The organism is Rhizobium binae (assembly GCF_017357225.1).
Classification (GTDB): domain Bacteria; phylum Pseudomonadota; class Alphaproteobacteria; order Rhizobiales; family Rhizobiaceae; genus Rhizobium; species Rhizobium binae.
Genome location: NZ_CP071604.1, coordinates 3,949,979 through 3,973,165, shown reverse-complemented (window position 1 = coordinate 3,973,165; position 23,187 = coordinate 3,949,979). Strand labels below are relative to the sequence as shown.

The following is a 23,187-nucleotide window of genomic DNA, read 5'->3' as shown; positions in this document are numbered from 1 at the left end:
GCGCCCGCACCATCCGCCGATCGTCCGTTCGGCTGGCCTTAGGCCATATTCAATCCGGCGCGTCAAGAAAAACCGCGCCGGCAAGGGCCCGTCGACGCCGGGGCAGGGCGCGCCGGTTTGCGACGCGCCCCTTGCTTCTGTCTCAGAGAGCGCCTTCGCGTTTGCGCTTGCGGGCATTGCGCGCGAAAATGTTCAGCACCTCGACCAGCGCCGAGAAGGCCATGGCGGCATAGACGTAACCCTTCGGCACGTGGAAACCCATGCCTTCGGCGATCAGCGTCGTGCCGATCATCAGCAGGAAGGCGAGCGCCAGCATGACGATCGTCGGGTTCCGCTCGATGAAGTTGGCAAGCGGGGTGGCGGCGACCAGCATGACGGTGACGGCGGCGATGACGGCGATCACCATGATCGGCAAATGCGGCGTCATGCCGACGGCGGTGATGATGCTGTCGACGGAGAAGACGAGGTCGAGCAGCAGGATCTGGCCGATCGCCGATGCAAAGCCTGTTGTGGCCGATGTCGCGATGAAATCCTCCTGATGGTCGACCGGATCGACGCTGTGGTGAATTTCCTTGGTGGCCTTCCAGACGAGAAACAGGCCGCCGGCGATGAGGATCAGATCCTTCCAGGAGAAGCCGTGTCCGAAGGCTTCGAACAGCGGTTCGGTCAACTGGACGATCCAGGCGACCGTGCCGAGCAAGGCAAGACGCATGATCAGCGCAAGGCCGATGCCGATCTTGCGGGCCTTTTCCCGGTGTTCGGGCGGCAGTTTGTTGGTCAAAATGGAAATGAAGATCAGGTTGTCGATCCCGAGAACGACTTCCATCACCACCAGCGTGATGAGCGCCACCCAGGCGGCCGGATCCTGAATGAGCGTCATGATGTCCTGCATCAGCATATACCCCTTTGCGTCACATAAACGAATGGCGCGCAATGTAATGTCGGCGGCCTGCTACGCAAGCGCCGCAAGGGGGTATACGGAATCGATGTGACTTCTATTCCCCGAAACAGGATGATTTAACGCCGGGTCGGCCTGAAATTTGAATCCTGTTCCGAATTAAAGAGTGAGAGCATGATGTCGTCCGAAAGCCGCTCACACTTTTCGGCATCATGCTCTGATCGGCAACCAGATTTCGGTGACGCCCATGCCGGTATAGGGGTCGAAGCGTTCGTCATAGCGCTCGAACATATCGGGTGTGTCGCCGTGTTCGAGGCCGGAGATCGGCCACCATGTGCCGAAAATCCGGTGCATAGTCGCGGGAATACCGGAGACATGACCGCGATGGGTGAAGATAACATAACGCTGGCCCGGAAGCTTGAGCGTCCCAAAATCGGCCGGCAGATCGCCGGCGTCGGAGACTTCGACCGCGGCCATATAGCGGAATTTTTCCGCCTCGCCGTCGATATGGGTACAGACGCCGTAGGCGACATTCGCCTTCTGGCCGGTGATATGGCCGAAATGGGCATTGAACTTCTGCCAGAGAGACGGGATGGCGGCATTGCCGCCATACGGATAGATCTCCTGCAGACCGGCGAGGAGCATCGGCTGCAGGGTTTCGAAGCGGGGCGGTTCGAGGTCGTTGGGGTGGGCGGGGTCCATTCTGATCGGCTCCAGCAAGACAAGGTTACGGGCGTGCCCCTGCCGGCGCACCGCATCCGGGGTCAGGCCGAACTGGTCGCGGAAGGCACGGGTGAAAGCCTCGTGCGAGCTGTAGCCCGCGCAAAGCGCAACCTCGAGAATGGTGGTTGAAGCGCCGACGAGCGCGGGCACCGCACGGCTGAGGCGACGCCCTCTGATATAGCCGCTGATCGAATGGCCGGTAACGAGCCCGAAGACGCGCGACAGATGACAGCGCGACAATCCGGCTGCCTCCGATATCTGTTCCAGCGATAGATCGCTGTCGAAATGGCTCTCGATGAACCAGATCGCCCGTGCGATGGCGCTCATCCCTTACTCCCTGGCTGCGACCTGTCTCTTAAAGAACTACCGGCAGCCGGGTTTGATCGTCGTTGCGGAATTTCGGCCGATGCAGGGCGGCAGTCAAGAATGGCGTCAGCCGGCTTCGTGCCGGCGGGCGCCGTAGGCGGCCATGAACACCCGGATCGCGCCGCAGATGACGCGGTCGATTTCCTCGCGGGACGGCGGCTCTTCCATGCTTCCGAACAGGCGGAGCTTGAAGAAACTGCCGCTGGCGAGATCGAGGAACTGGCCGGCGGCCAGATCGATGTCGTCGATCTTAAGCGTGCCTTCGGCGACGTGCCGTTCGAGGAAATCGCGCATGATCGTACGCAGGTTCACCGGCCCCTTGAAGAAGCGCTGACAGAGCACCGGCATGCGGTCGCGAACGCCAAGAACGGTGCGCATTGCCTTGATGACTTTTTCGTCGGTCATGTGGGTGACGAAGCTTATCCCGAATTCGTACAGGCCGGCTTCGGGATCGTCATGCTCGGCAAGCGCAGTGCGCACCGCATCCACGAAAGCGGCGCGCTCGGCTTCGATCATTGCCGAAAACAGTTCTTCCTTGTTGGTGAAATAAACGTAGAGCGTTCCCTTGGAGACGCCGGCCTCACGTGTCACGTCATTCATGCTGGCGGCGTCGAAACCCATCTTCATGAAGACACGTTTGGCGCCGGCGAGGATCTGCTGGCGCTTTGCCGGATCTTCGCCTGCAGCAAACCGGCCTCCGCCAACGGGAGGGTGAAAGACGGCGGCATGGTCGGGTTTCAGGGTCATTTTTCCTTAACCGTGTTCACGGTTTCGTATTTTCTTTAAAGAAATCGAACCGATTGGTTCTATACATCTTGATATGGCGGCAAAACAGGTTTAAGTCAACTGAACCGAACCGTTCAGTTCGATTATTCACTCCAAGATCGGTAAAGTGGCCATGTCGAGCAATCAGAAAAGCAACGTCGCGCGTATCGTCAGCGAAAAGGCCGAGTCCGAAGAGGTCAAGGCCCAAGGCGTGACCGTTGTTGAGGCTCCGACGGCGGAAGCCTTGGAAAAACCGTCTGCCCCTGCGCAGTCGGCGCCGGCTTCGGTCGCCGCACCCGCGGCCGCCAAAAAGCGCCGCAGCCCGGTGCTGCCGATCGTCGTGCTTGCTCTTCTGGCGGGCGGCGGCTGGTATGGTTACGAATGGTGGACGAACGGCCGCTTCATGGTGTCGACGGATGACGCCTATATCGAGGGCGATATTGCAACGATTTCGCCAAAGGTCACTGGCTACGTCGCGAAGGTGAATGTGGTCGCCAACCAGGAAGTCAAAGCGGGCGACGTGCTTGCCACGCTTGATAGTGGCGATTATCAGAACGCCCTCGATCAGGCGCAGGCCCAGATCGCCACCGAAAAACTTTCGCTGCAGCGCATCGACGCGCAGATCGAAGGCGCCAATGCAAGCCTCGCACAGGCGCAGGCGCAGAAGGTGGCACTCGAAGCGGCCGTTCGCGGCGCCGAGATCACCCAGAAGCGCCAGAGCGACCTTCAGGCGAAGTCGGTCGGCACCGCAGCCGATCTCGACAATGCCAATATCGCCCTCGACCAGGCCAAGGCCAATCTTGCCGGCGGCAGCGCCAACATCACCGCTGCGCAGGCCAATATCACGATTCTTCAGGCCCAGCGCAAGGAAGCCGAAGGCTCGGTCCGGGCGCTGGAAATCTCGCGCGACAAGGCCGCCCGCGATCTCTCCTTCACCGTGCTCAAGGCGCCTTATGACGGCATCGTCGGTAATCGTTCGGTCCAGGAAGGCGATCTCGTCTCGCCCGGCCAGCGGCTGATGGCGCTCGTTCCGGTGCATGAGCTCTATATCGACGCCAACTTCAAGGAAACGCAGATCCAGCATCTCGTTGCCGGCTCGAAGGTCAACATCCATGTCGACGCCTATAGCGACCATCCCATCGTCGGCACCGTCGAATCGATCTCGCCGGCGTCCGGCTCAGTCTTCTCCCTGCTGCCGCCGGAAAATGCGACCGGCAACTTCACCAAGGTGATCCAGCGCGTGCCGGTGCGCATCGCGCTGCCGCAGGATGCGCTCGACAGCGGTCGTCTGCGCGCGGGCCTCAGCGTCGTCGTCGACGTCGATACCCGCACGGCGCCGAGCAAGTAGGCCTTTAGACAAGGCGGAGGTGGTCTGATGGCCGGAAGCGCGACAGCAACAGCGGGGACGATTCCGGCAGCACCTACCCATGCCGACGAGCGCATGGATCCGAAAAAGCTCATCGCCTTCTTCGCGATGGTGCTCGGCATGTTCATGTCGATCCTCGACATCCAGATCGTCTCGGCCTCGCTTGCCGAAATCCAGGCCGGCCTTTCGGCCGGCTCGGACGAGATCGGCTGGGTGCAGACCGCCTATCTGATCGCCGAAGTGATCATGATCCCGCTATCGGGCACGCTGGCGCGCATCATTTCGACGCGTTATCTCTTCGCGATCTCGGCCGCGGGTTTCACCATGGCGAGCGCGCTGGCTGCGACGGCGACGAATATCGACCAGATGATCGTCTACCGCGCCATCCAGGGGTTCATCGGCGGCGGCATGATCCCGTCGGTGTTTGCCGCCGCCTTCACCATCTTCCCGCCGTCGAAGCGCAGCATCGTCTCGCCGATCATCGGCCTGATCGCGACGCTGGCGCCGACCATCGGCCCGACGGTCGGCGGCTATCTCAGCCACGCCTTCTCCTGGCACTGGCTGTTCCTCGTCAATATCGTTCCCGGCATCATCGTCACGCTGGTCACCTGGAACTTCATCGATTTCGACAAGCCGGAACTGTCGCTCTTCAAGAAGTTCGACTGGTGGGGGCTGATCTCGATGGGCGTCTTCCTCGGCACGCTGGAATATGTGCTCGAAGAGGGCAATTCGAACGACTGGTTCAACGACAGTTCCATCGCGATCGCCGCCGTCGCCTCGGGCGTTGCCGCCGTCGTCTTCTTCTACCGCGCTTTCACGGTGGATTTTCCCGTCGTCGACCTCAAGGCCTTTGCCAACCGGAATTTCTCCTTCGGCTCGGTCTTCTCCTTCGTCATGGGCATCGGCCTTTATGGCCTCACCTATATCTACCCGGTCTATCTCGGCCGCATCCGCGGTTATGATTCGCTGATGATCGGCGAGACGATGTTCGTCTCCGGGCTGGCGATGTTCTTCACCGCGCCGATCGCCGGGCGGCTGTCGACCAAGATGGATCTGCGCCTGATGATGGTAATCGGCTTCATCAGTTTTGCCGCCGGCACATATATCATGATCCATCTGACGGCGGATTGGGACTTTTACGAGCTCTTCATCCCGCAAATCCTGCGCGGCTTCGGGCTGATGATGTGCATGGTGCCGATCAACAATATCGCGCTCGGCACCATGCCGCCCTCGCGCATCCGCGGCGCGTCCGGCCTGTTCAACCTGACCAGAAACCTCGGCGGCGCCGTCGGCCTTGCCGTCATCAACACCGTGCTGACTAACCGGCAGGACGTACACTATGAGCGGCTGCGGGAAAATATGGACTGGGGCAATCCGGCGGCGATCGACCAGATGAACAACATGGCCGCCAATTTCAACAGCTATGGCATGGACGGCAGTTCGGTAGCGATCAAACAGATGGTCGGCCTTGCCACCAAGCAGGCGGTCATCCTTTCCTTCAGCGATGTCTTCCTGATCCTGACCGCGCTTTTCGTCGCAATGATCCTTGGGGTCGCGATGATCCAGAAACCCGCGCCGCAAGGCGGGGGAGGCGGTGGCGGCCACTGACCTCCGGCCTGCCGTCCCATGAAAAGGTCCTCTCCGGAGGGCCTTTTTGTTTGCAGTTTTCCGGCCTCTATGCGATCAGCCAATAATCGTCCTGCCTACCGGCCCGCGGCCGGCGGCAATGTGGGAAAAGCGACGCGCGAGTCGGCCCGCTTTATTTTTTGATTTACGTACATCAAAATTGGCGTTAATGGTCTCGTCGGGAGGAATGATGAGGCCAACAGTTCACGATATCGCTGCCGCTGCCGGGGTCAGTCTTGCAACCGTCGATCGGGTTCTCAACCGGCGTCCGGGTGTGCGCCATGTCACGCGGGAAAAGGTCGAGACCGCGATCCGCGAGCTCGGTTATATCAGAGACGTGGCTGCGGCCAATCTTGCCAAGGGCCGCACCTATCCGCTGGTCTTCATCCTGCCGGCCAGCGACAATTCCTTCATGCACGGGCTCAACGGCGAAATCCGGCAAGCGATCCTCCGTTCGGCTGCCGAGCGCACCGATATTCGCACCATTGAGGTGCCGGCCTTCGATCCGGCCGCTCTCGTCGTTGTGCTCGAAGAACTCTCTCAAGGAAAGCCTTGCGGCGTTGCCATGGTCGCCACCGATGCGCCTGAGGTGCGCGCCACCGTTGACAGGCTGATACATGCGGGCTTTCCCATCGTCACCCTTGTGTCCGACCTCACCGGCTCGCTGCGCCACCACTATGCCGGCGTCGACAATATCGCCGCCGGCCGCACGGCGGCGCGTCTGCTCGGCCGCTTTCTAGGCGCGCGAAACGGCGAGATCGCCGTGCTCGCCGGATCCATGCTGGTGCGCGACCATCGCGAGCGGCTGGAGGGCTTCACCGCCGTCATGGCCGAGGAATTTCCCGATCTGGCGATCCTCCCGGTTCTCGAAGGCCGTGACGATCCGGAGATCGCCCATATGCTCGTGGCCGACGCGCTTGCCCGAAATGCCGGCATTGTCGGTGTCTACAGCCTCGGCGCCGGCAATCGCGGCCTCATCCGGGCTCTGAAGGAGAAGGCCGTCGACCGGACGCTCACTGTCATCGCCCATGAACTGACCACCCATACGCGGGCGGCGCTCACCGACAATACGATCGATGCGATCCTCAATCAGGACGCCGGCCATGAAGTGCGCAGCGCGATCCGCGTGCTGAAAGCCAAGGCGGACGGGCTCCCGGTCATCGACGCGCAGGAGCGCATCCGTCTCGACATATTCCTGAAGGACAATCTGCCGTAAAGGCAAAGGAGCAACCCCATGTATCTCGGTCTCGATCTCGGAACCTCCGGCGTCAAGGCGATGCTGATCGACGGCGATCAGACGATCGTCGGCTCGGCCAACGGTTCGCTCGACGTATCGCGTCCACATTCCGGCTGGTCGGAACAGGATCCGGCCCATTGGGTGCGCGCCGCGCAAGAGGCCGTCGCCGGTCTCAAGGCGAAACATCCGAAAGAGCTTGCCGCGGTGAGCGGTATCGGCCTTTCCGGACAGATGCACGGCGCGACGCTGATCGATGCCGCCGACAAGGTGCTGCGCCCGTGCATCCTCTGGAACGATACGCGCAGCTATGTCGAGGCCGCCGCGCTCGACGCCGATCCGCGTTTCCGCGCGCTGACCGGCAATATCGTCTTCCCCGGCTTTACGGCACCGAAAATCGCCTGGGTCAGGAAGCATGAGCCGGACGTTTTCTCCAAGATCGCCAAGGTGCTGCTGCCGAAGGACTATCTGCGTCTTTGGCTGACCGGCGAATATATTTCCGAAATGTCCGATTCGGCCGGCACTTCCTGGCTCGACACCGGCAAGCGCGCCTGGTCGTCCGAATTGCTCGCCGCTACCGATCTTTCGGAAGAGCAGATGCCGGCGCTTGTCGAAGGCACGGCACAGGCCGGCAGACTACGCTGCGAACTGGCGGCACAATGGGGCATATCAGGGGATGTCGTCGTTGCCGGCGGCGCGGGCGACAATGCGGCCTCGGCCTGCGGCATGGGAACCGTCAGCGATGGCGCTGCCTTCGTCTCGCTCGGCACCTCGGGCGTGCTTTTTGCCGCCAACGGTTCCTATCTGCCGAAGCCGGAAAGCGCCGTGCATGCCTTCTGTCACGCGCTGCCGAATACTTGGCATCAGATGGGCGTCATCCTGTCGGCCACCGATGCGCTCAACTGGCATTCCGGCGTGACCGGCAAATCGGCCGGCGATCTCACAGGCGAACTCGGCGAGAACCTGAAGGCGCCGACCGGCGTGACCTTCCTGCCTTATCTTTCCGGCGAACGCACGCCGCACAACGATGCGGTCGTCCGCGGCGCCTTCATCGGGCTGGAACATGAAAGCAGCCGCGCCGTGCTGACCCAGGCCGTGCTCGAAGGTGTCGCCTTCGCCATTCGCGACAATCTCGAGGCGCTGCGGTCGGCCGGTACGGGCATATCTCGCGTCACGGCAATCGGCGGCGGTTCGCGCTCGCATTACTGGCTGGCGGCGATCGCCACTGCCCTCGGTGTTCCGGTCGACCTTCCCGCCGACGGCGATTTCGGCGCGGCCTTCGGTGCCGCCCGCCTCGGCCTGATCGCCGCGACAGGTGCCGATCCGATTGCGGTGTGCACGCCGCCGGTGACATCAGGCACGATCGAACCGGTGTCGGCGCTGAGCGGCGCTTATGAGGATGCCTATACGCGTTACCGCGCACTCTATCCGGCGATCAAATCGCTGGCGCATTGAAACTGGAGCCTGTGGCCCTCATCCGCCTGCCGGCACCTTCTCCCCGCAGCGGAGAAGAGACTCGCAGCGGCGCCTCAAATCGTCTCCCCTGGCGGAGAAGGTGGCCCGGAGGGTCGGATGTGGGGGCTGAACGGCACGAACGATCAAACTGAACTACGAGAACCCAAGGAGACCTGACATGAGCACCGGATTTTTCGGCGATATCCAGAAAATCAAATATGAAGGCCCCGACAGCACCAATCCGCTGGCCTTCCGCCATTACCAGCCGGACGAGATCGTTCTCGGCAAGCGCATGGAAGACCATCTGCGTTTTGCGGTGGCCTATTGGCACACCTTCACTTGGCCGGGCGGCGATCCCTTCGGTGGCGAGACCTTCCTGCGTCCCTGGTTCGAAGATACGATGAAGGCTGCCAAGCTCAAGGCCGACGTCGCTTTCGAATTCTTCTCGCTGCTCGGCGCGCCCTATTACTGCTTCCATGACGCCGACGTACGTCCCGAGGGCAAGAACTTTGCCGAGAACACCAAAAACCTCAACGAGATCGTCGACTACTTCGCCGAGAAGCAGGCGGCGACAGGCACCAAGCTGCTCTGGGGCACGGCCAATCTCTTCTCCAACCGCCGCTACATGTCGGGTGCGGCGACCAACCCGGATCCCGACGTCTTCGCTTTCGCCGCCGCCACGGTGAAGACCTGCATCGACGCCACGCAGAAGCTCGGCGGCGAGAACTATGTGCTCTGGGGCGGCCGTGAAGGTTACGAGACGCTGCTCAATACCGATCTCAAGCGCGAGTTGGACCAGCTCGGCCGCTTCCTCAACCTCGTCGTCGAATACAAACACAAGATCGGCTTCAAGGGCACGATTCTGATCGAGCCGAAGCCGCAGGAGCCGACCAAGCACCAGTATGATTACGATGTCGCGACCGTTTACGGCTTCCTCAAGAAGCACGGCCTTGAAAACGAGGTGAAGGTCAACATCGAACAGGGCCATGCAATCCTGGCCGGCCACTCCTTCGAGCACGAACTGGCGCTTGCCAATGCGCTCGGCATCTTCGGCTCGATCGACATGAATCGCAACGACTACCAGTCCGGTTGGGACACCGACCAGTTCCCCAACAATGTTCCGGAAATGGCGCTTGCCTATTACCACGTTCTGGCAGGCGGCGGCTTCAAGACCGGCGGCACCAACTTCGACGCCAAGCTGCGCCGTCAGTCGCTCGATCCGGCAGACCTGCTGATCGGCCATATCGGCGGCATGGATTGCTGCGCCCGCGGTCTGAAGGCGGCGGCCAGGATGATCGAGGACAAGGCTCTGTCGCAGCCGCTTGCCGATCGTTACGCCGGCTGGGAATCGGCCGAGGCGCAGAAACTGTTCCGCGGCGAATATTCGCTGGAGGAAATCACCAACTGGGTCGAGGCCAAAGACGTGAACCCGCAGCCGAAGTCCGGCAAGCAGGAACTGCTCGAGAACGTCGTCAACCGTTACGTCTGATAAAGCGCGCCGGCGGCCAGCGGTCGCCGGCGCAGCTCTTTGTAGCCGGCTGTTATCGCGTCTTCAGCGCTTCAACCATTGGCGCGACGGTGCGGAGACGGAGTTGCGGACCACCAGGTCCGGCCGCAGCAGGATTTCCGTCTCGGCCGGACGGCCATCGGACAAGAGCTCCAACAGCAGCGCCATCGCCTGTTTGCCGATCGCCGTTCGCGGCTGGCGGATCGTTGTCAGCGACGGGGAGATGAAGACCGCCTGCGGCACGTCGTCGAAGCCGGTCACCGAGAAATCCCTTGGAATGTCGTAGCCGCGCGCCCCGAGCCCCACCATGACGCCGATCGCCGTCTGATCGTTCACGCACATGAAGGCGGTCGGAAGCGTGTCGCGCATGAAAAGCTGTTCAACCGCATGCCGGCCGCTTTCGATCGTGCCGTCGCCTTCGAGCACGATCCTGAGATCCGGCGGGACGCCGGCGGCATCGAGGCCGGCATCGTAACCCATGCGGCGTCTAACATAGGCAAGCCGGGTGCGCGAATCGCCGATGAAGGCGATCTTGCGATGGCCTTCGGCCAGCAGCAGATCCACCGCCTTTCGCGCGCCCTCGGTATCGTCGACGCCGACATAGGGAATGCCGCCGTTGAAGACCGGCTCGAAAACGCCGACGCTCGGCGGCAGACGCGCGGTCATCGTCTGATGACCGAAAGGCAGGATGCCGGTGAAAAGGATCAGCCCGGCCGCCTGGTTGGAGTTGAAGAATTTCAAATATTCCAGGCCGCGCTGGGCATCGTTCTGCGTGTGGCCGATCAGGACGCCATAGCCGTGGGCGCGCGCCTCGTTCTCCAGGCCGACGAGAATATTGGAGAAATTGGGGTCGCCGATGTCTGGCGCCACCACGAGAATCATGTTGGAGCGGCCGAGCCTCAGGCTGCGGGCCATGGCGTTGGTGGTGTAGCCGGTGACGGCGATCGCCTGGTTGACTTTGAGCCGCGTGGAGTTGGCAACCTTCTCCGGCGTGTGGATCGCCCGCGAAACCGTTGCGATGGAGACTTCGGCGATCCGGGCGACGTCTTCGATTGTTGCGGGCGTGGAATTCGACACTGGGCTCTGCCTTGGGGCTGTCTTCGCCGCGACACTACACAGACTTGTCGAGAGGTCAAAGGCAGGCTTCGACGGATCTGCTTAAATCCACGATGTAAACCTTTACATGACGGATGTAAAGGTTTACATAAAGTCCGAAGCGGACGGGAGCCGCAAGCGCATGTGCCCGAAAAGCGGGACCGGTTTTCAGAAGCAAAATCTGCGCTAGTTCAAGGTGATGGAGCGTTGCCGGTCTGTGCTGCCGGATGCAAGGCGCTTCTGGGGGAGGCATGATGACCGTGGAGATCGCCGACACCGCGCCTGTGGTGCTGTCCGCAAGGCGTATATGCAAATCCTTCAGCGGCGTGCAGGTCCTCTTCAGCGTCAATTTCGATCTCCGTGCCGGTGAAATCCATGCGCTGATGGGTGAAAACGGCGCCGGCAAGTCTACGCTCGTCAAGGTGTTGTCGGGCTTCGAACAGCCGAGTTCCGGCGAAATCCTGCTTGACGGCAAGCCTGTCGTGCTGCCGCCCAATGGCGCGGCGGAAGCACTCGGCATCGTCATCATTCACCAGGAATTCAATCTCGCCGACCACCTGACCGTGACGGAGAGCCTTTTTCTCGGGCGTGAGGTGACGCGTTTCGGTGTGCTCGATCGCAAATACATGCGCGCCCAGACGCGCAAGGTGCTCGACGTGCTCGGTTCGCATGTCGACGAGAATGCGTTGATCAGCACGCTTTCCATCGCTGACAAGCAGATGGTCGAGATCGCCAAGGCAATCAGCCGCGATGCGCGCGTCGTTTTCATGGACGAGCCGACGGCCGTCCTGTCGCGGGAAGAGACCAATATGCTCTTCAAGCAGGTCCGCAAGCTGCGCGACCAGGGCACCAGCTTCGTCTTCGTTTCCCATAAGCTCGACGAGGTGATGGAGCTGACCGATCGGGTGACGGTGCTGCGCGACGGCCAATGGATCAAGACGTCGCCGACATCAATTCTCGACGGGGAATCGATCGCGCAGTTGATGGTTGGCCGGGAACTTTCCAGCCTCTATCCCGCCAAAGTCGAGCCCGATGTCGACGAGGAGGTCGTCTTGAGCGTTTCCTCGGTGTCGACTGGTTATGTCAGGGATGCGAGCTTTGAGGTGCGCAAGGGCGAGATTATCGGCTTCTCCGGGATGATCGGCTCCGGCCGCACCGAATTGATGGAGGCGATCGCCGGCCTGCGAAGCCGCCTCGAGGGTGAAGTGGTCATCAAGGGCCAAAACATTCCCTCCGGCGATGTGCATGCGGCCAATCGCTGCGGGCTTGCCTACATGACCAAGGACCGCAAGTCGAAGGGCTTGCTGCTGCGCTCCGGCATGATGACCAATCTGACGCTGCAATCGCTCGGAAGGCATTCTCGCCACGGTTATCTCAGCCCCGGCAGTGAAGCGGCCGCGCTGGCGAAGGCCAAGCGTCGCTTCGACATCAGGGTTCGCGACGGCAATATCATTGCCGGCCGCATGTCTGGCGGGAACCAGCAGAAGCTGCTCTTGGCGAAGGTCATGGAGACCGAGCCGGACATCATCATCATCGACGAGCCGACGCGCGGCATCGACGTCGGCACCAAGCAGCAGATCTATCATTTCATCTCGGCACTGGCCCGCGACGGCCGGTCGATCATCGTGGTTTCCTCGGAGATGCCCGAGGTCATCGGCCTGTGCACGCGGGTCGTGGTGATGCGCGAGGGACATATCGTCGGCGTGCTCGAGGGCGACGAGATTTCCGAGCAGGAGATCATGCGCTACGCCGCCGGGCTCAAAAAGAAGGCGGCGGCCTGATGCATGGGGCCCAACAGCGTGCCGCGGTCTCGGGACCATGACATGCGTAAAACAAGGACCTGAGCGGGCGGGACTTTGCCGACGCGGACAACAGATAACATGCCCAGGCAGTCTGGGACGGGAGGTTGGTTTTGGACATGAGTGTGAACGAGGAGACCAGGGAAATCCGGCGCAGGTCCTGGCGTGACGTCGATCTGCGCGCAGTTGCACCCTTTGCCGCTTTGGCCTTGCTTCTCATTGTCGGCGCACTGGTCAATCCGAATTTCATCGGCATCACCAATCTTGCCAACGTCGCAACACGCTGCGCTTTCATCGCCATTATCGCTGTCGGCGCGACCTTCGTGATCTCGGCCGGAGACCTCGACCTTTCCGTTGGCTCGATGGTGGCCTTTGTCGCCAGCCTGATGATACTGCTGATCAATTCGGGCGTCATTGCCGATCCGGTGCTGATGCTGACAGCGGCTGTGGTCTTCACGGTGATTGCGGGGGCTCTCTGCGGTCTCGCCAATGGTCTCATCACCACCGTCGGCAAAATCGAACCTTTCATCGCGACGCTCGGCACCATGGGCATTTTTCGCGGCCTGACCACCTGGCTGTCGCAAGGTGGCGCGATCACGTTGCGCTCGAGCGACATCCAGACGCTCTACCGGCCGGCCTATTTCGGCAATATCCTCGGTCTTCCGGTTCCGATCGTGGTGATCCTCGTCGTGACCGCGATCGCGGCCTTTATCCTCTACCGCACGCGTTACGGCCGCCATGTCGTGGCTGTCGGCTCGAACAGCGACGTGGCGCGCTATTCCGGCATCGCGGTCAATCGCGTGCGCACCATTGCCTTCGTCATCCAGGGCCTCTGCGTGGCGATCGCCGTGCTGCTCTATGTGCCGCGTCTCGGTTCCACCTCGGCAACCACCGGCATCCTGTGGGAGTTGCAGGCGATTACTGCCGTCGTCGTCGGCGGCACGGCACTCAAGGGTGGCGCCGGCCGTGTCTGGGGCACCATTTGCGGCGCCTTCATTCTCGAACTCGTCGGCAACATCATGCTGCTTTCGAACTTCATCAGCGAGTATCTGATCGGCGCGATCCAGGGGGCGATCATCATCATCGCCATGCTGGTGCAGCGGTCGCTGGTGCGCAAATCATAAGGCAGACGGTTCTCGGATCGGTCGGGCTTCACAGGGCACCCGGCTCGGATTGGACAAGTCCCTGATATTTTTGGGAGGAAATAAGCATGCGCAAGCTCATGTTGGGTCTGGCCGTTGCGGGGGTGGCTTTTGCCGGCGCAGCCTACGCCCAGGACAAGAACTACACCATCGGTGTGTCCATTCCGGCCGCCGATCACGGCTGGACCTCTGGCGTCGTGTTCCATGCCGAGCGTATTGCCAAGAAACTGATGGCCGAACATCCGGGCCTGAACGTCATCGTCAAAACCTCGCCGGATGCTGCGACGCAGGCCAATGCCGTGCAGGACCTCGATACGCAGGGCATCGACGCGCTCGTCATCCTGCCGTCGGATCCGGATCCGCTCGTCAACGCCATCAAGGAGGTCAAGGACAAGGGCAAGTTCGTCGCGCTTGTCGACCGTGCGCCGTCGAACAACGACAACTCCGTTCGCGACCTCTATGTCGCCGGCAACAATCCGGCGCTCGGCGAAGTCGCCGGCAAATATATTGCTGAAAAGACGCCGGAGGCTGAAGTCGTCGTCATCCGCGGCCTGCCGATCCCGATCGACCAGCAGCGTCAGGACGGTTTCGACAAGGGTATTGCCGGCTCCAAGGTCAAGGTTCTTGACCGCCAGTACGGCAACTGGAACCGCGATGACGCCTTCAAGGTCATGCAGGACTATCTGACCAAGTACCCCAAGATCGACGTCGTATGGTGTCAGGACGACGATATGGCCGTCGGCGTTCTGCAGGCGATCGAGCAGGCCAAGCGCACCGACATCCAGTATGTCGTTGCCGGCGCCGGCTCCAAGGACATGGTCAAGAAGGTGATGGATGGCGACAAACTGATTCCGGTCGATGTTCTCTATCCGCCGGCAATGGTCGGCACGGCGATGGAACTGACGGCGGCCGCGCTCTACGACCAGGTCCCGGTTCATGGCAACTACATCCTCGATGCGACGCTCGTCACCAAGGAGAATGCAAAGAACTATTACTTCCCCGATTCGCCGTTCTGATCGCGATCGGAGCTATGCGCCCATTCGAAAGAATGGGCGCTTTTCATTCTTCCATCGGCATGCAGCCGAATATGCTGCACGTACCTCTTGCCGGTCAAAGCCCATCATGATTAGGTCGCAGCCAAATCGCATCCGGGCTCACGCCAGCTCACAGAGCAAGCGAAGAGGCGCCTTGCACTCGCCGATTTGCGTGCTACAAAGTTTCCAGAAACGTTTACGGTCGATATTCAGGGAGGAATCTGACATGAAGACGATCAAGGGCCCCGGCCTATTCCTTGGCCAGTTCGCAGGTGATGCCGCGCCTTTCAACTCATGGGATGCCATCACCAAGTGGGCAGCCGATATCGGCTACAAAGGCGTCCAGGTGCCGAGCTGGGCGAGCCAGCTGATCGATTTGAAGAAGGCCGCGACCTCCAAGGATTACTGCGACGAATTCGCCGGCAAGGCCCGCGAAAACGGCATCGAGATCACCGAACTCTCCACCCATCTGCAGGGCCAGCTCGTCGCCGTCCACCCGGCCTATGACGAAGCCTTCGACGGATTTGCTGCTCCTGAAGTGCGCGGCAATCCCAAGGCCCGCCAGGAATGGGCGGTCGAGCAGGTCAAGATGGCGCTGACGGCATCGAAAAACCTTGGTCTCAAGGCGCATGCGACCTTTTCCGGCGCGCTTGCCTGGCCGTTTATCTATCCCTGGCCGCAGCGTCCTGCCGGTCTGGTCGAGACCGCCTTCGACGAGCTTGCCCGCCGCTGGACGCCGATCCTCAATCATGCCGAGGAAAACGGCATCGACGTCTGCTACGAGATCCATCCCGGCGAAGACCTGCATGACGGCATCACTTTCGAGATGTTCCTGGAGCGGGTGAAGAACCATCCGCGCGCCAACATGCTCTATGATCCCTCGCACTATGTCCTGCAGTGCCTCGATTATCTCGACAATATCGACATCTATAAGGACCGCATCAAGATGTTCCACGTCAAGGATGCGGAGTTCAATCCGACCGGGCGCCAGGGCGTCTATGGCGGCTATCAGGGTTGGGTGGAGCGCGCCGGCCGCTTCCGCTCGCTCGGCGACGGCCAGGTCGATTTCGGTGCGGTCTTCTCGAAGATGACGGCCAATAATTTCGACGGCTGGGCCGTCGTCGAATGGGAGTGCGCGCTGAAGCATCCTGAGGACGGCGCCCGCGAAGGGGCCGAGTTCGTCGCCGCCCATATTATCCGCGTCACTGAAAAAGCCTTCGACGACTTCGCCGGCAGCGGCACCGACCAGGCCGCGAACCGGCGGATGTTGGGGCTTTGATTTTTCATTTCCCTTCTCCCCAGCGGGGAGAAGATGCCCGTCAGGGCAGATGAGGGGATAAGGAGCGATTGCGACGAATGCCTTGAGCGGCAAGCGAAAGGCGATGTTGGTCGTGAAGCCCTCTCATCCGCCCCCACATCCGACCCTCTGGGCCACCGACCGTCAAACGACAGGTCTCGACCAGTCCTTCGACCCCCGAGGGGAGAAGGGAAGAAAGATTCAGGAGGACAATAATGGCAATCGAAGCATCATCCGAACAGACTCGCGAGCCGCGCATTCGGCTTGGCATGGTAGGCGGCGGCGCGGGCGCGTTCATCGGCGCGGTGCACCGGATCGCGGCGCGGATCGACGATCAGTACGACCTCATCGCCGGGGCGCTGTCGTCGACGCCTGAAAAGGCCGTGCAGTCCGGCCGCGACCTCGGCCTCGATCCGTCGCGAACCTATTCCAGCTATCGCGAAATGGCGATCCGCGAGGCGAAGCTGAAGAACGGCATCGAGGCGGTGGCGATCGTTACGCCGAACCATGTGCATTACGACGCGGCCAAGGAATTTCTGAAGCGCGGCATCCATGTCATCTGCGACAAGCCGCTGACATCGAACCTTGTCGATGCGAAGAAGCTGAAAAAGGTCGCCGACGAAAGCGGCGCGCTCTTCGTGCTGACGCACAATTACACCGGTTATCCGATGGTCCGCCAGGCGCGCGAGATGATCGCCAACGGCGAACTCGGTGACATCAGGGTCGTCCAGGCTGAATACCCGCAGGACTGGCTGACGGAAGCGGTCGAGCAGACCGGCCAGAAACAGGCCGCCTGGCGCACGGATCCCGCCCAGTCCGGCGTCGGTGGCTCCACCGGCGATATCGGCACGCACGCCTATAACCTGGCCTCCTTCATATCAGGCCTGGAACTCGACAGTCTGGCGGCCGATCTCGACAGTTTCGTGCCCGGACGCCGGCTGGATGACAATGCCCATGTGATGTTGCGCTTCAAGGCTAAGGGCTCGGAGAAGCCGGCTAAGGGCATGCTCTGGTGCAGCCAGGTCGCGCCCGGCCATGAAAACGGCCTGATGGTCCGCATCTACGGCAGCAGGGGTGGTCTGGAATGGACGCAGAAGGATCCGAATTACCTCTGGTACACGCCTTTCGGCGAGCCGAAGCGGCTGATCACCCGTGGCGGGGCCGGCGCCGGTGCGGCCGCCGGCCGTGTTACACGCGTACCCTCAGGCCATCCGGAGGGTTATCTCGAGGCCTTCGCGACGATCTATACGGAAGCCGCACATGCGATCAACGCCCGCAAGAAGGGCACAGCGGTTGACAAGGGGGTGGTCTATCCGACCGTCGACGACGGCGTGAAGGGTGTGGCCTTCGTGGAGGCCTGTGTTGCCTCGTCCAGGAAAAACGGCGCCTGGGTGAAGCTCTGAGGCTTGGCGATCCGCGCCTGGAATCGGGTGGACCCCGTGAAAACGCCGAGGCGGCCATTGGCCGCCTTGGTCTGTCCGTCATTCGTCAGGCCGCAGCGCGGTTGCGCTTCATCAGGCTGTCGACGCTGAGCGGCCCGGCGCCCGCCGCCGCCAGATAGAGAAATACGAAGCAGAACAGCATCGCCGCAACGCCGCAGTTCTGCACGGGATAAAGGCTCTTCTCGCGTGGCCGATGAAATAGGCGAAGGCCATCAGCCCCGAGAGTACGAAGGCTGCGATGCGGGTCTGGAATCCGACCAGGACCAGGAAGCCGAGGGTGAGTTCGATCAGCCCGGCAATCCAGGAGAGCGAGCCGATCGGCGGCACGCTTGCCGCGGCCGGAAAATGCAGGATCTTCTGCCTGCCGTGGCTGAACAACACGAGCGACGAGATGATCCGCAGGAGGCTCAGCAGGTGCGGCTGCCGCAGATTGGTCGAAGACAGCAGCGGCTTCCTTTCATGTTTGCGATGTCTTGGCTGTGTCGGTGATCGCGCGCGGCGGCAAGTCACGAGTTCTGACGTTCACATTATGAGAGCGTCAGCGTCGGAGATCGCGGCGGATGAGCGCGACGAAATGCTGCAGACTCCACCGCTTCACGGCTTGCTGTAACGTTGCAGTTTTCGGCTGCCGGACCTGTACTTTGTTTTCCGCCTTGGCTAAATCCGAGCCTAAACGATCCATTCAAACGCTAAGAGACCGGAATTTACAGATGATCGATGCGAAGACGCTTGCAGACCGCTTTCCTGGCGATTTCACCTTTGGCGTCGCCACCGCCGCCTTCCAGATCGAAGGTGCGAGCAAGGCCGACGGGCGCAAGCCATCCATCTGGGACGCTTTCTGCAACATGCCCGGGCGCGTCCACAATCGCGATAATGGCGACGTTGCCTGCGATCACTATAACCGGCTGGAGCAGGATCTCGATCTCATCAAGGAGATGGGCGTCGAGGCCTATCGCTTCTCGATCGCCTGGCCGCGCATCGTCCCGGACGGCACGGGTCCGGTGAATGAGGCCGGTCTCGATTTCTACGATCGGCTCGTCGACGGCTGCAAGGCGCGCGGGATCAAGACCTTCGCAACGCTCTACCATTGGGATCTGCCGCTGCTGCTAGCCGGTGACGGCGGCTGGACGGCGCGTTCGACCGCCTACGCCTATCAGCGCTACGCCAAGACGGTGATGAACCGGCTTGGTGACCGCCTCGATGCCGTCGCGACCTTCAACGAACCCTGGTGCATCGTCTGGCTCAGCCACCTCTACGGATTCCATGCGCCGGGCGAGCGCAACATGCAGGCCGCCCTTCACGCCATGCACTATATGAACCTTGCGCACGGCCTCGGCGTCGAAGCGATCCGTTCGGAGTCCCCGACCGTTCCGGTCGGGCTTGTGCTCAACGCCGCCTCGATCATTCCCGGATCCAGCAGCCCTGCCGACCTCGCCGCCGCCGAGCGCGCGCATCAGTTCCACAACGGCGCCTTCTTCGACCCAGTCTTCAAGGGCGAATATCCCAAGGCATTCGTCGAGGCGCTCGGTGACCGCATGCCTGTCATCGAGGACGGTGACCTGAAGCTGATCAGCCAGAAGCTCGACTGGTGGGGTCTGAATTATTACACGCCCGAGCGCGTCGCCGACGATACCGATCGCAGGAGCGATTTTCCCTGGACCGTGAAAGCGCGGCCGGCTAGCGACGTCAAGACCGACATCGGCTGGGAAATCTATGCGCCGGGCCTGAGGCTCCTGGCCGAGGATCTCTACCGCCGCTACGATCTGCCGGAATGCTACATCACCGAGAACGGTGCCTGCGACAACACAGCTGTCGCCGATGGCGAGGTCGATGACACGATGCGCCTCGACTATCTTGGCGACCATCTCGATGTCGTGGCCGGCCTCATCAAGGACGGCTACCCCATGCGCGGCTATTTCGCCTGGAGCCTCATGGACAATTTCGAATGGGCGGAAGGCTACCGCATGCGCTTCGGCCTCGTGCATGTCGATTATGAGACACAGCTGCGGACGGTGAAGAAGAGCGGCAAATGGTATCGCGACCTCGCGGCACAATTTCCCAAAGGCAATCACAGGCCGGGTGAGATCTGAACGCGAATCCTGTCAAAAAATAGCGCGACGATATCTGCAACAGGCGGTTGCTTAAACGTTTCTGAACCCTTGGCTGGCAAAGTCCTTTGGTCAGGGAGTGGTAATGCAGATACTCGGAAAATCGCAGGGCAAGAGATCGGGAATAGGCCGTCACATCACCGTCACGGTCGTCCTGTTCTCCTTTGCTGTCATCGTCGCGGTCGCAACTATCATGGTGTTGACGGCAATTGAACGCGTGGCTGAAAATGCCAATGTCCTAGATGACCAGCGCTCGCGTGAAACGACCATCGGCGCGTTGAAGACCTTCGAAGATCAACTCGGGGCGACGCTCGACGATTATGCCGCCTGGGACGATGCGGCCGCCAATGTTTACGCGCCTGATGGAATGGCGTGGACGGTCAGCAACTATGGCGAGATGTCGGTCAACAGTTCGCTTTTTGATATGGCGGTCGTCATCGATGACGCGAAGAATTCGATCATCGCCTATCGCGACGGCAAGCCGATGGAGGAGGCGCTCACGGATTTCTTCGCGCCTTCTCTCTGGAAGCTGCTCGATACGGTCAAAGCGGCCGGCCCCGCGGACATACCTCAGGCCGTCGGTTTCGTCAGCACCAAACGGGGGATTGCCGCTGCCGGCGTGGCGCTGGTACGGCAAAAATCCGGGGCGCTCGATGTGCCTGCCGGTCTACATCGCTATCTCATTTTCGCCCGTCATCTCGATGACGAGAGGGTGAGCGCGCTCGGTCAGACCTACGTCATCGGCGGGTTAAGGTTGGCGCCGGCGACGTTCAAAGCCGATTATCTCGTGCCCATCGTCGATCCGATGGGGGCGACGCTCGGCAAACTCGTCTGGACCTCGCGTTCACCGGGGAATGTGGCCTATGCCCAGGTGCGGCCGATGGTCATCGAGGCTCTCGGTCTGGTCGGCATGTTCTTCGTGGTGCTGCTCGCGATCGGCTGGTTCGCCGGCCGCCGCCTGAAGGCGGAGGAAAACATGGCTCGCGAGGAGGCACTGCGCGACAGGCTGAGCGGGCTGTCCAATCGCGACGGCCTGGGGCTCGCCGTCGACCGTTTTGTCGCCGAAGCCCGTCAGAGCAAGCGCAATGTTCTGCTCCTCTATCTCGACCTCGACGGTTTCAAGGAAGTCAATGACAGCTATGGACACGGCACCGGCGACCAATTGATCCGGGCGGTTGCGGCCGGGCTCAAAGTATTGATTCCGCAAGGCGCGGTGCTCGCGCGCATCGGCGGCGACGAGTTCGCAATCGCCTTTCTCTCCGACGGCGAGAATGCCGCCGCGCTGCAGCTTTCCGAGCAAATCCTCGATTTTCTGGTCGACCCCCTGGAGATTGGTCGCCGCGTTGTTGTCGTCGGGGCCAGCATCGGCATCGCCATGTCGCCTGCCGGTACGATCGAGCGCGAGGAACTGGTACGCCGCTCCGATCTTGCCATGTACAAGGCGAAGGAGGCCGGCCGCGCGCGCATGACGCTCTACGATCCGTCGATGGATGCGGACCGCGAGCAGCGCAATGCGCTGGAGCTCGATCTCAGAAACGCCATCGAAAGCGGCGACCTGACGCTTGCCTATCAGCCACTGGTCGATGCAACCACGCAGGCGCTGACCGGCGTCGAGGCGCTCGTGCGCTGGAACCGCCCGGGCCATGGCCCTGTTTCGCCCGAAGTATTCATTCCGATCGCCGAGACCAGCGGCCTGATCGAATCGCTCGGCCTGTTCGTGCTGCGCAAAGCCTGCGAGACGGCCAAACAATGGCCGGAACTCAACGTTTCGGTCAACGTCTCGCCCGGCCAGTTCCGCAATCCCGCCTTCACCGACTATGTGCGCTATGTCTTGAAGCAGACGGAGATCGAGGCCAGCCGCATCACGCTGGAGATCACCGAAGGCTACATGATCCAGAATCCGCAGCGCACTCGCCAGTCGATCGAACGGCTGAAGGGGCTGGGAGTGAAAGTGGCGCTCGACGACTTCGGCTCCGGCTTCTCCTCGATCGGTTATCTCAGGCAGTTCGGCTTCGACCGCATCAAGATCGACCGCTCGTTGGTGATGGGCGTCAACGAGGACAAGCGCCAGCGCGAAATGCTGCAGGCAACGGTGGCGCTCGCCCGCTCGCTCGACATCCCGGTGACGGCTGAAGGCATCGAGACCGAGGGACAGGCCGTCGCCATGCGCCTGTTCGGTTGCGACTGCCTGCAAGGCTACTTGTTCGGAAAGCCGATGGTGGCCGAGCGAATTACTGACATGCTCAACGAGCTTCGTGCTGCGGAGCCGTCGAGCCTGCGCCGTCTCGGCGCGGCCTGACGGCGAAACTCGCAGGCAGCAACCCCGTCCACCCGGACAGCTTAGCTGCCGATATGGCGCTGGCCGCGCTTTCTTGCCAGCGCGATCTGATGCTGCCGCTGACGGTAGCGCAGCCGGTCTTCCTCGGTGCGCGCGTGATAACAGTGGCTGCAGGAAACGCCTTCCTCGTAGAGCGGCGAGGTGATTTCCTCGGCGGTGATCGGATTGCGGCAGGCGTGGCAAAGCTTGTGTTCGCCCTCCTTCAGCCCATGCTCGACCGAAACACGTTCGTCGAACACGAAGCAGGCGCCATCCCAGAGGCTTTCCTCCTGCGGGACGTCCTCCAGATATTTGAGGATGCCGCCCTTGAGATGATAGACCTCATCGAAGCCCTCAGCCTTCATGAAGGCCGTGGCCTTCTCGCAGCGTATGCCGCCGGTGCAGTACATGGCGATCTTCGGCTTGTTGTGCAGACCGGTATTCTGGCGCACCCAATCTGGAAATTCGCGGAACGTCTTCGTCTTCGGGTCGAGCGCGCCGCGAAACGTGCCGATCGCCGTTTCATAGTCGTTGCGGGTGTCGATGACGATCGTATCAGGGTCGGAAATCAACGCGTTCCAGTCCTGAGGCGCCACATAGGTGCCGACCACCTTGTTGGGGTCGATGTCTTCGACACCCATGGTGACGATTTCCTTCTTCAACTTCACCTTCAGGCGCAGGAAAGGCATTTTCGACGCGCGGCTTTCCTTGTGCTCCAGGCTCGCAAATTCCGGCTGGGCACGCAGGAAGGCGAGCACGGTGCCGATGCCGGAATCCGGTCCCGCGATCGTGCCGTTGATACCCTCATGCGCCAGAAGCAGCGTTCCCTTGACGCCGTTTTCTTCGCAAAGCGCTTGCAACGGCGCCTGCATGCTCGCAAAGCGCGGCACTGAAACGAAATGGTAGAGCGCCGCTACGAGGAACGGGCCGGTGTGCGTCAGGCTGTCGGTCATGGTCGGGAAATACAGAAAATCGGCCGGAGACGCAATTGCATTCGCAAATGACGGCCGCCT

17 protein-coding genes and 1 pseudogene are annotated in these 23,187 nt (G+C 61.5%); 12 read left to right on the top strand and 6 right to left on the bottom strand.

Going from position 1 to position 23,187, the window contains the following annotated elements; genetic code table 11:
• Positions 1-142: 142 nt before the first annotated feature.
• The 3 genes from J2J99_RS19385 to J2J99_RS19375 form a co-directional block, all read right to left on the bottom strand.
• Entirely contained in the window at positions 143-892 is a 750-nt protein-coding gene (locus J2J99_RS19385; protein WP_168301240.1) for a TerC family protein, read from the bottom strand.
• 216 nt (positions 893-1,108) lie between these two features.
• On the bottom strand, positions 1,109-1,948 hold the full coding sequence (locus J2J99_RS19380) for an AraC family transcriptional regulator (RefSeq protein WP_207600935.1): 840 nt from the start codon (positions 1,946-1,948) through the stop codon (positions 1,109-1,111).
• 105 nt (positions 1,949-2,053) lie between these two features.
• Positions 2,054-2,734: a TetR/AcrR family transcriptional regulator gene (locus J2J99_RS19375; protein ID WP_168298292.1), complete on the bottom strand. Its 681-nt coding sequence runs from the start codon at positions 2,732-2,734 to the stop codon at positions 2,054-2,056.
• A 151-nt stretch (positions 2,735-2,885) separates the two neighbouring features.
• Here J2J99_RS19375 and J2J99_RS19370 point away from each other — a divergent pair, with 151 nt between their 5' ends.
• From J2J99_RS19370 to xylA, 5 genes are all read left to right on the top strand, one after another.
• Entirely contained in the window at positions 2,886-4,100 is a 1,215-nt protein-coding gene (locus tag J2J99_RS19370; protein ID WP_168298290.1) for an HlyD family secretion protein, read from the top strand.
• A 27-nt stretch (positions 4,101-4,127) separates the two neighbouring features.
• Positions 4,128-5,726: a DHA2 family efflux MFS transporter permease subunit gene (locus J2J99_RS19365; protein ID WP_168298288.1), complete on the top strand. Its 1,599-nt coding sequence runs from the start codon at positions 4,128-4,130 to the stop codon at positions 5,724-5,726.
• Positions 5,727-5,934: 208 nt separating this feature from the next.
• Entirely contained in the window at positions 5,935-6,960 is a 1,026-nt protein-coding gene (locus tag J2J99_RS19360; protein WP_168298286.1) for a LacI family DNA-binding transcriptional regulator, read from the top strand.
• Between the two features lie 18 nt (positions 6,961-6,978).
• Entirely contained in the window at positions 6,979-8,433 is a 1,455-nt protein-coding gene (gene xylB / locus J2J99_RS19355; protein WP_168298284.1) for a xylulokinase, read from the top strand.
• A gap of 178 nt (positions 8,434-8,611) precedes the next feature.
• Positions 8,612-9,922: a xylose isomerase gene (gene xylA / locus J2J99_RS19350; protein WP_168298282.1), complete on the top strand. Its 1,311-nt coding sequence runs from the start codon at positions 8,612-8,614 to the stop codon at positions 9,920-9,922.
• A 63-nt stretch (positions 9,923-9,985) separates the two neighbouring features.
• Here the strand turns inward: xylA and J2J99_RS19345 are convergent, their stop codons facing one another.
• A complete protein-coding gene (locus J2J99_RS19345) occupies positions 9,986-11,017 on the bottom strand; it encodes a LacI family DNA-binding transcriptional regulator (protein ID WP_168298280.1) in 1,032 nt (343 codons plus the stop codon).
• 272 nt (positions 11,018-11,289) lie between these two features.
• Here J2J99_RS19345 and J2J99_RS19340 point away from each other — a divergent pair, with 272 nt between their 5' ends.
• From J2J99_RS19340 to J2J99_RS19320, 5 genes are all read left to right on the top strand, one after another.
• Positions 11,290-12,816, top strand: a complete 1,527-nt coding sequence (locus tag J2J99_RS19340) for a sugar ABC transporter ATP-binding protein (RefSeq protein WP_168298314.1) — start codon at positions 11,290-11,292, stop codon at positions 12,814-12,816.
• A 137-nt stretch (positions 12,817-12,953) separates the two neighbouring features.
• The gene (locus J2J99_RS19335; protein WP_168298279.1) at positions 12,954-13,958 is read left to right on the top strand and encodes an ABC transporter permease; all 1,005 of its coding nucleotides are present in this window, start codon (positions 12,954-12,956) and stop codon (positions 13,956-13,958) included.
• Between the two features lie 86 nt (positions 13,959-14,044).
• Positions 14,045-14,992, top strand: a complete 948-nt coding sequence (locus J2J99_RS19330) for a substrate-binding domain-containing protein (protein WP_168298277.1) — start codon at positions 14,045-14,047, stop codon at positions 14,990-14,992.
• A 244-nt stretch (positions 14,993-15,236) separates the two neighbouring features.
• Complete coding sequence (locus tag J2J99_RS19325; RefSeq protein WP_168298275.1) at positions 15,237-16,289, top strand: sugar phosphate isomerase/epimerase family protein; 1,053 nt, start codon at positions 15,237-15,239, stop codon at positions 16,287-16,289.
• A 233-nt stretch (positions 16,290-16,522) separates the two neighbouring features.
• On the top strand, positions 16,523-17,710 hold the full coding sequence (locus J2J99_RS19320) for a Gfo/Idh/MocA family protein (protein ID WP_168298273.1): 1,188 nt from the start codon (positions 16,523-16,525) through the stop codon (positions 17,708-17,710).
• An 85-nt stretch (positions 17,711-17,795) separates the two neighbouring features.
• On the opposite strand, the pseudogene J2J99_RS19315 reads toward J2J99_RS19320, so the two are convergent.
• Positions 17,796-18,196 (bottom strand): annotated as a pseudogene (locus tag J2J99_RS19315) (DoxX family protein).
• A gap of 263 nt (positions 18,197-18,459) precedes the next feature.
• On the opposite strand from J2J99_RS19315, the gene J2J99_RS19310 reads away from it, so the two are divergent.
• Both J2J99_RS19310 and J2J99_RS19305 read left to right on the top strand, forming a co-directional pair.
• A complete protein-coding gene (locus J2J99_RS19310; protein ID WP_168298271.1) occupies positions 18,460-19,839 on the top strand; it encodes a GH1 family beta-glucosidase in 1,380 nt (459 codons plus the stop codon).
• Positions 19,840-19,942: 103 nt separating this feature from the next.
• Entirely contained in the window at positions 19,943-22,156 is a 2,214-nt protein-coding gene (locus tag J2J99_RS19305; protein ID WP_168298269.1) for a putative bifunctional diguanylate cyclase/phosphodiesterase, read from the top strand.
• A 41-nt stretch (positions 22,157-22,197) separates the two neighbouring features.
• Here J2J99_RS19305 and trhO read toward each other — a convergent pair whose 3' ends face one another.
• Positions 22,198-23,127, bottom strand: coding sequence for an oxygen-dependent tRNA uridine(34) hydroxylase TrhO (gene trhO, locus J2J99_RS19300; protein ID WP_168298267.1), 930 nt, complete (start codon positions 23,125-23,127; stop codon positions 22,198-22,200).
• Positions 23,128-23,187 lie beyond the last annotated feature (60 nt).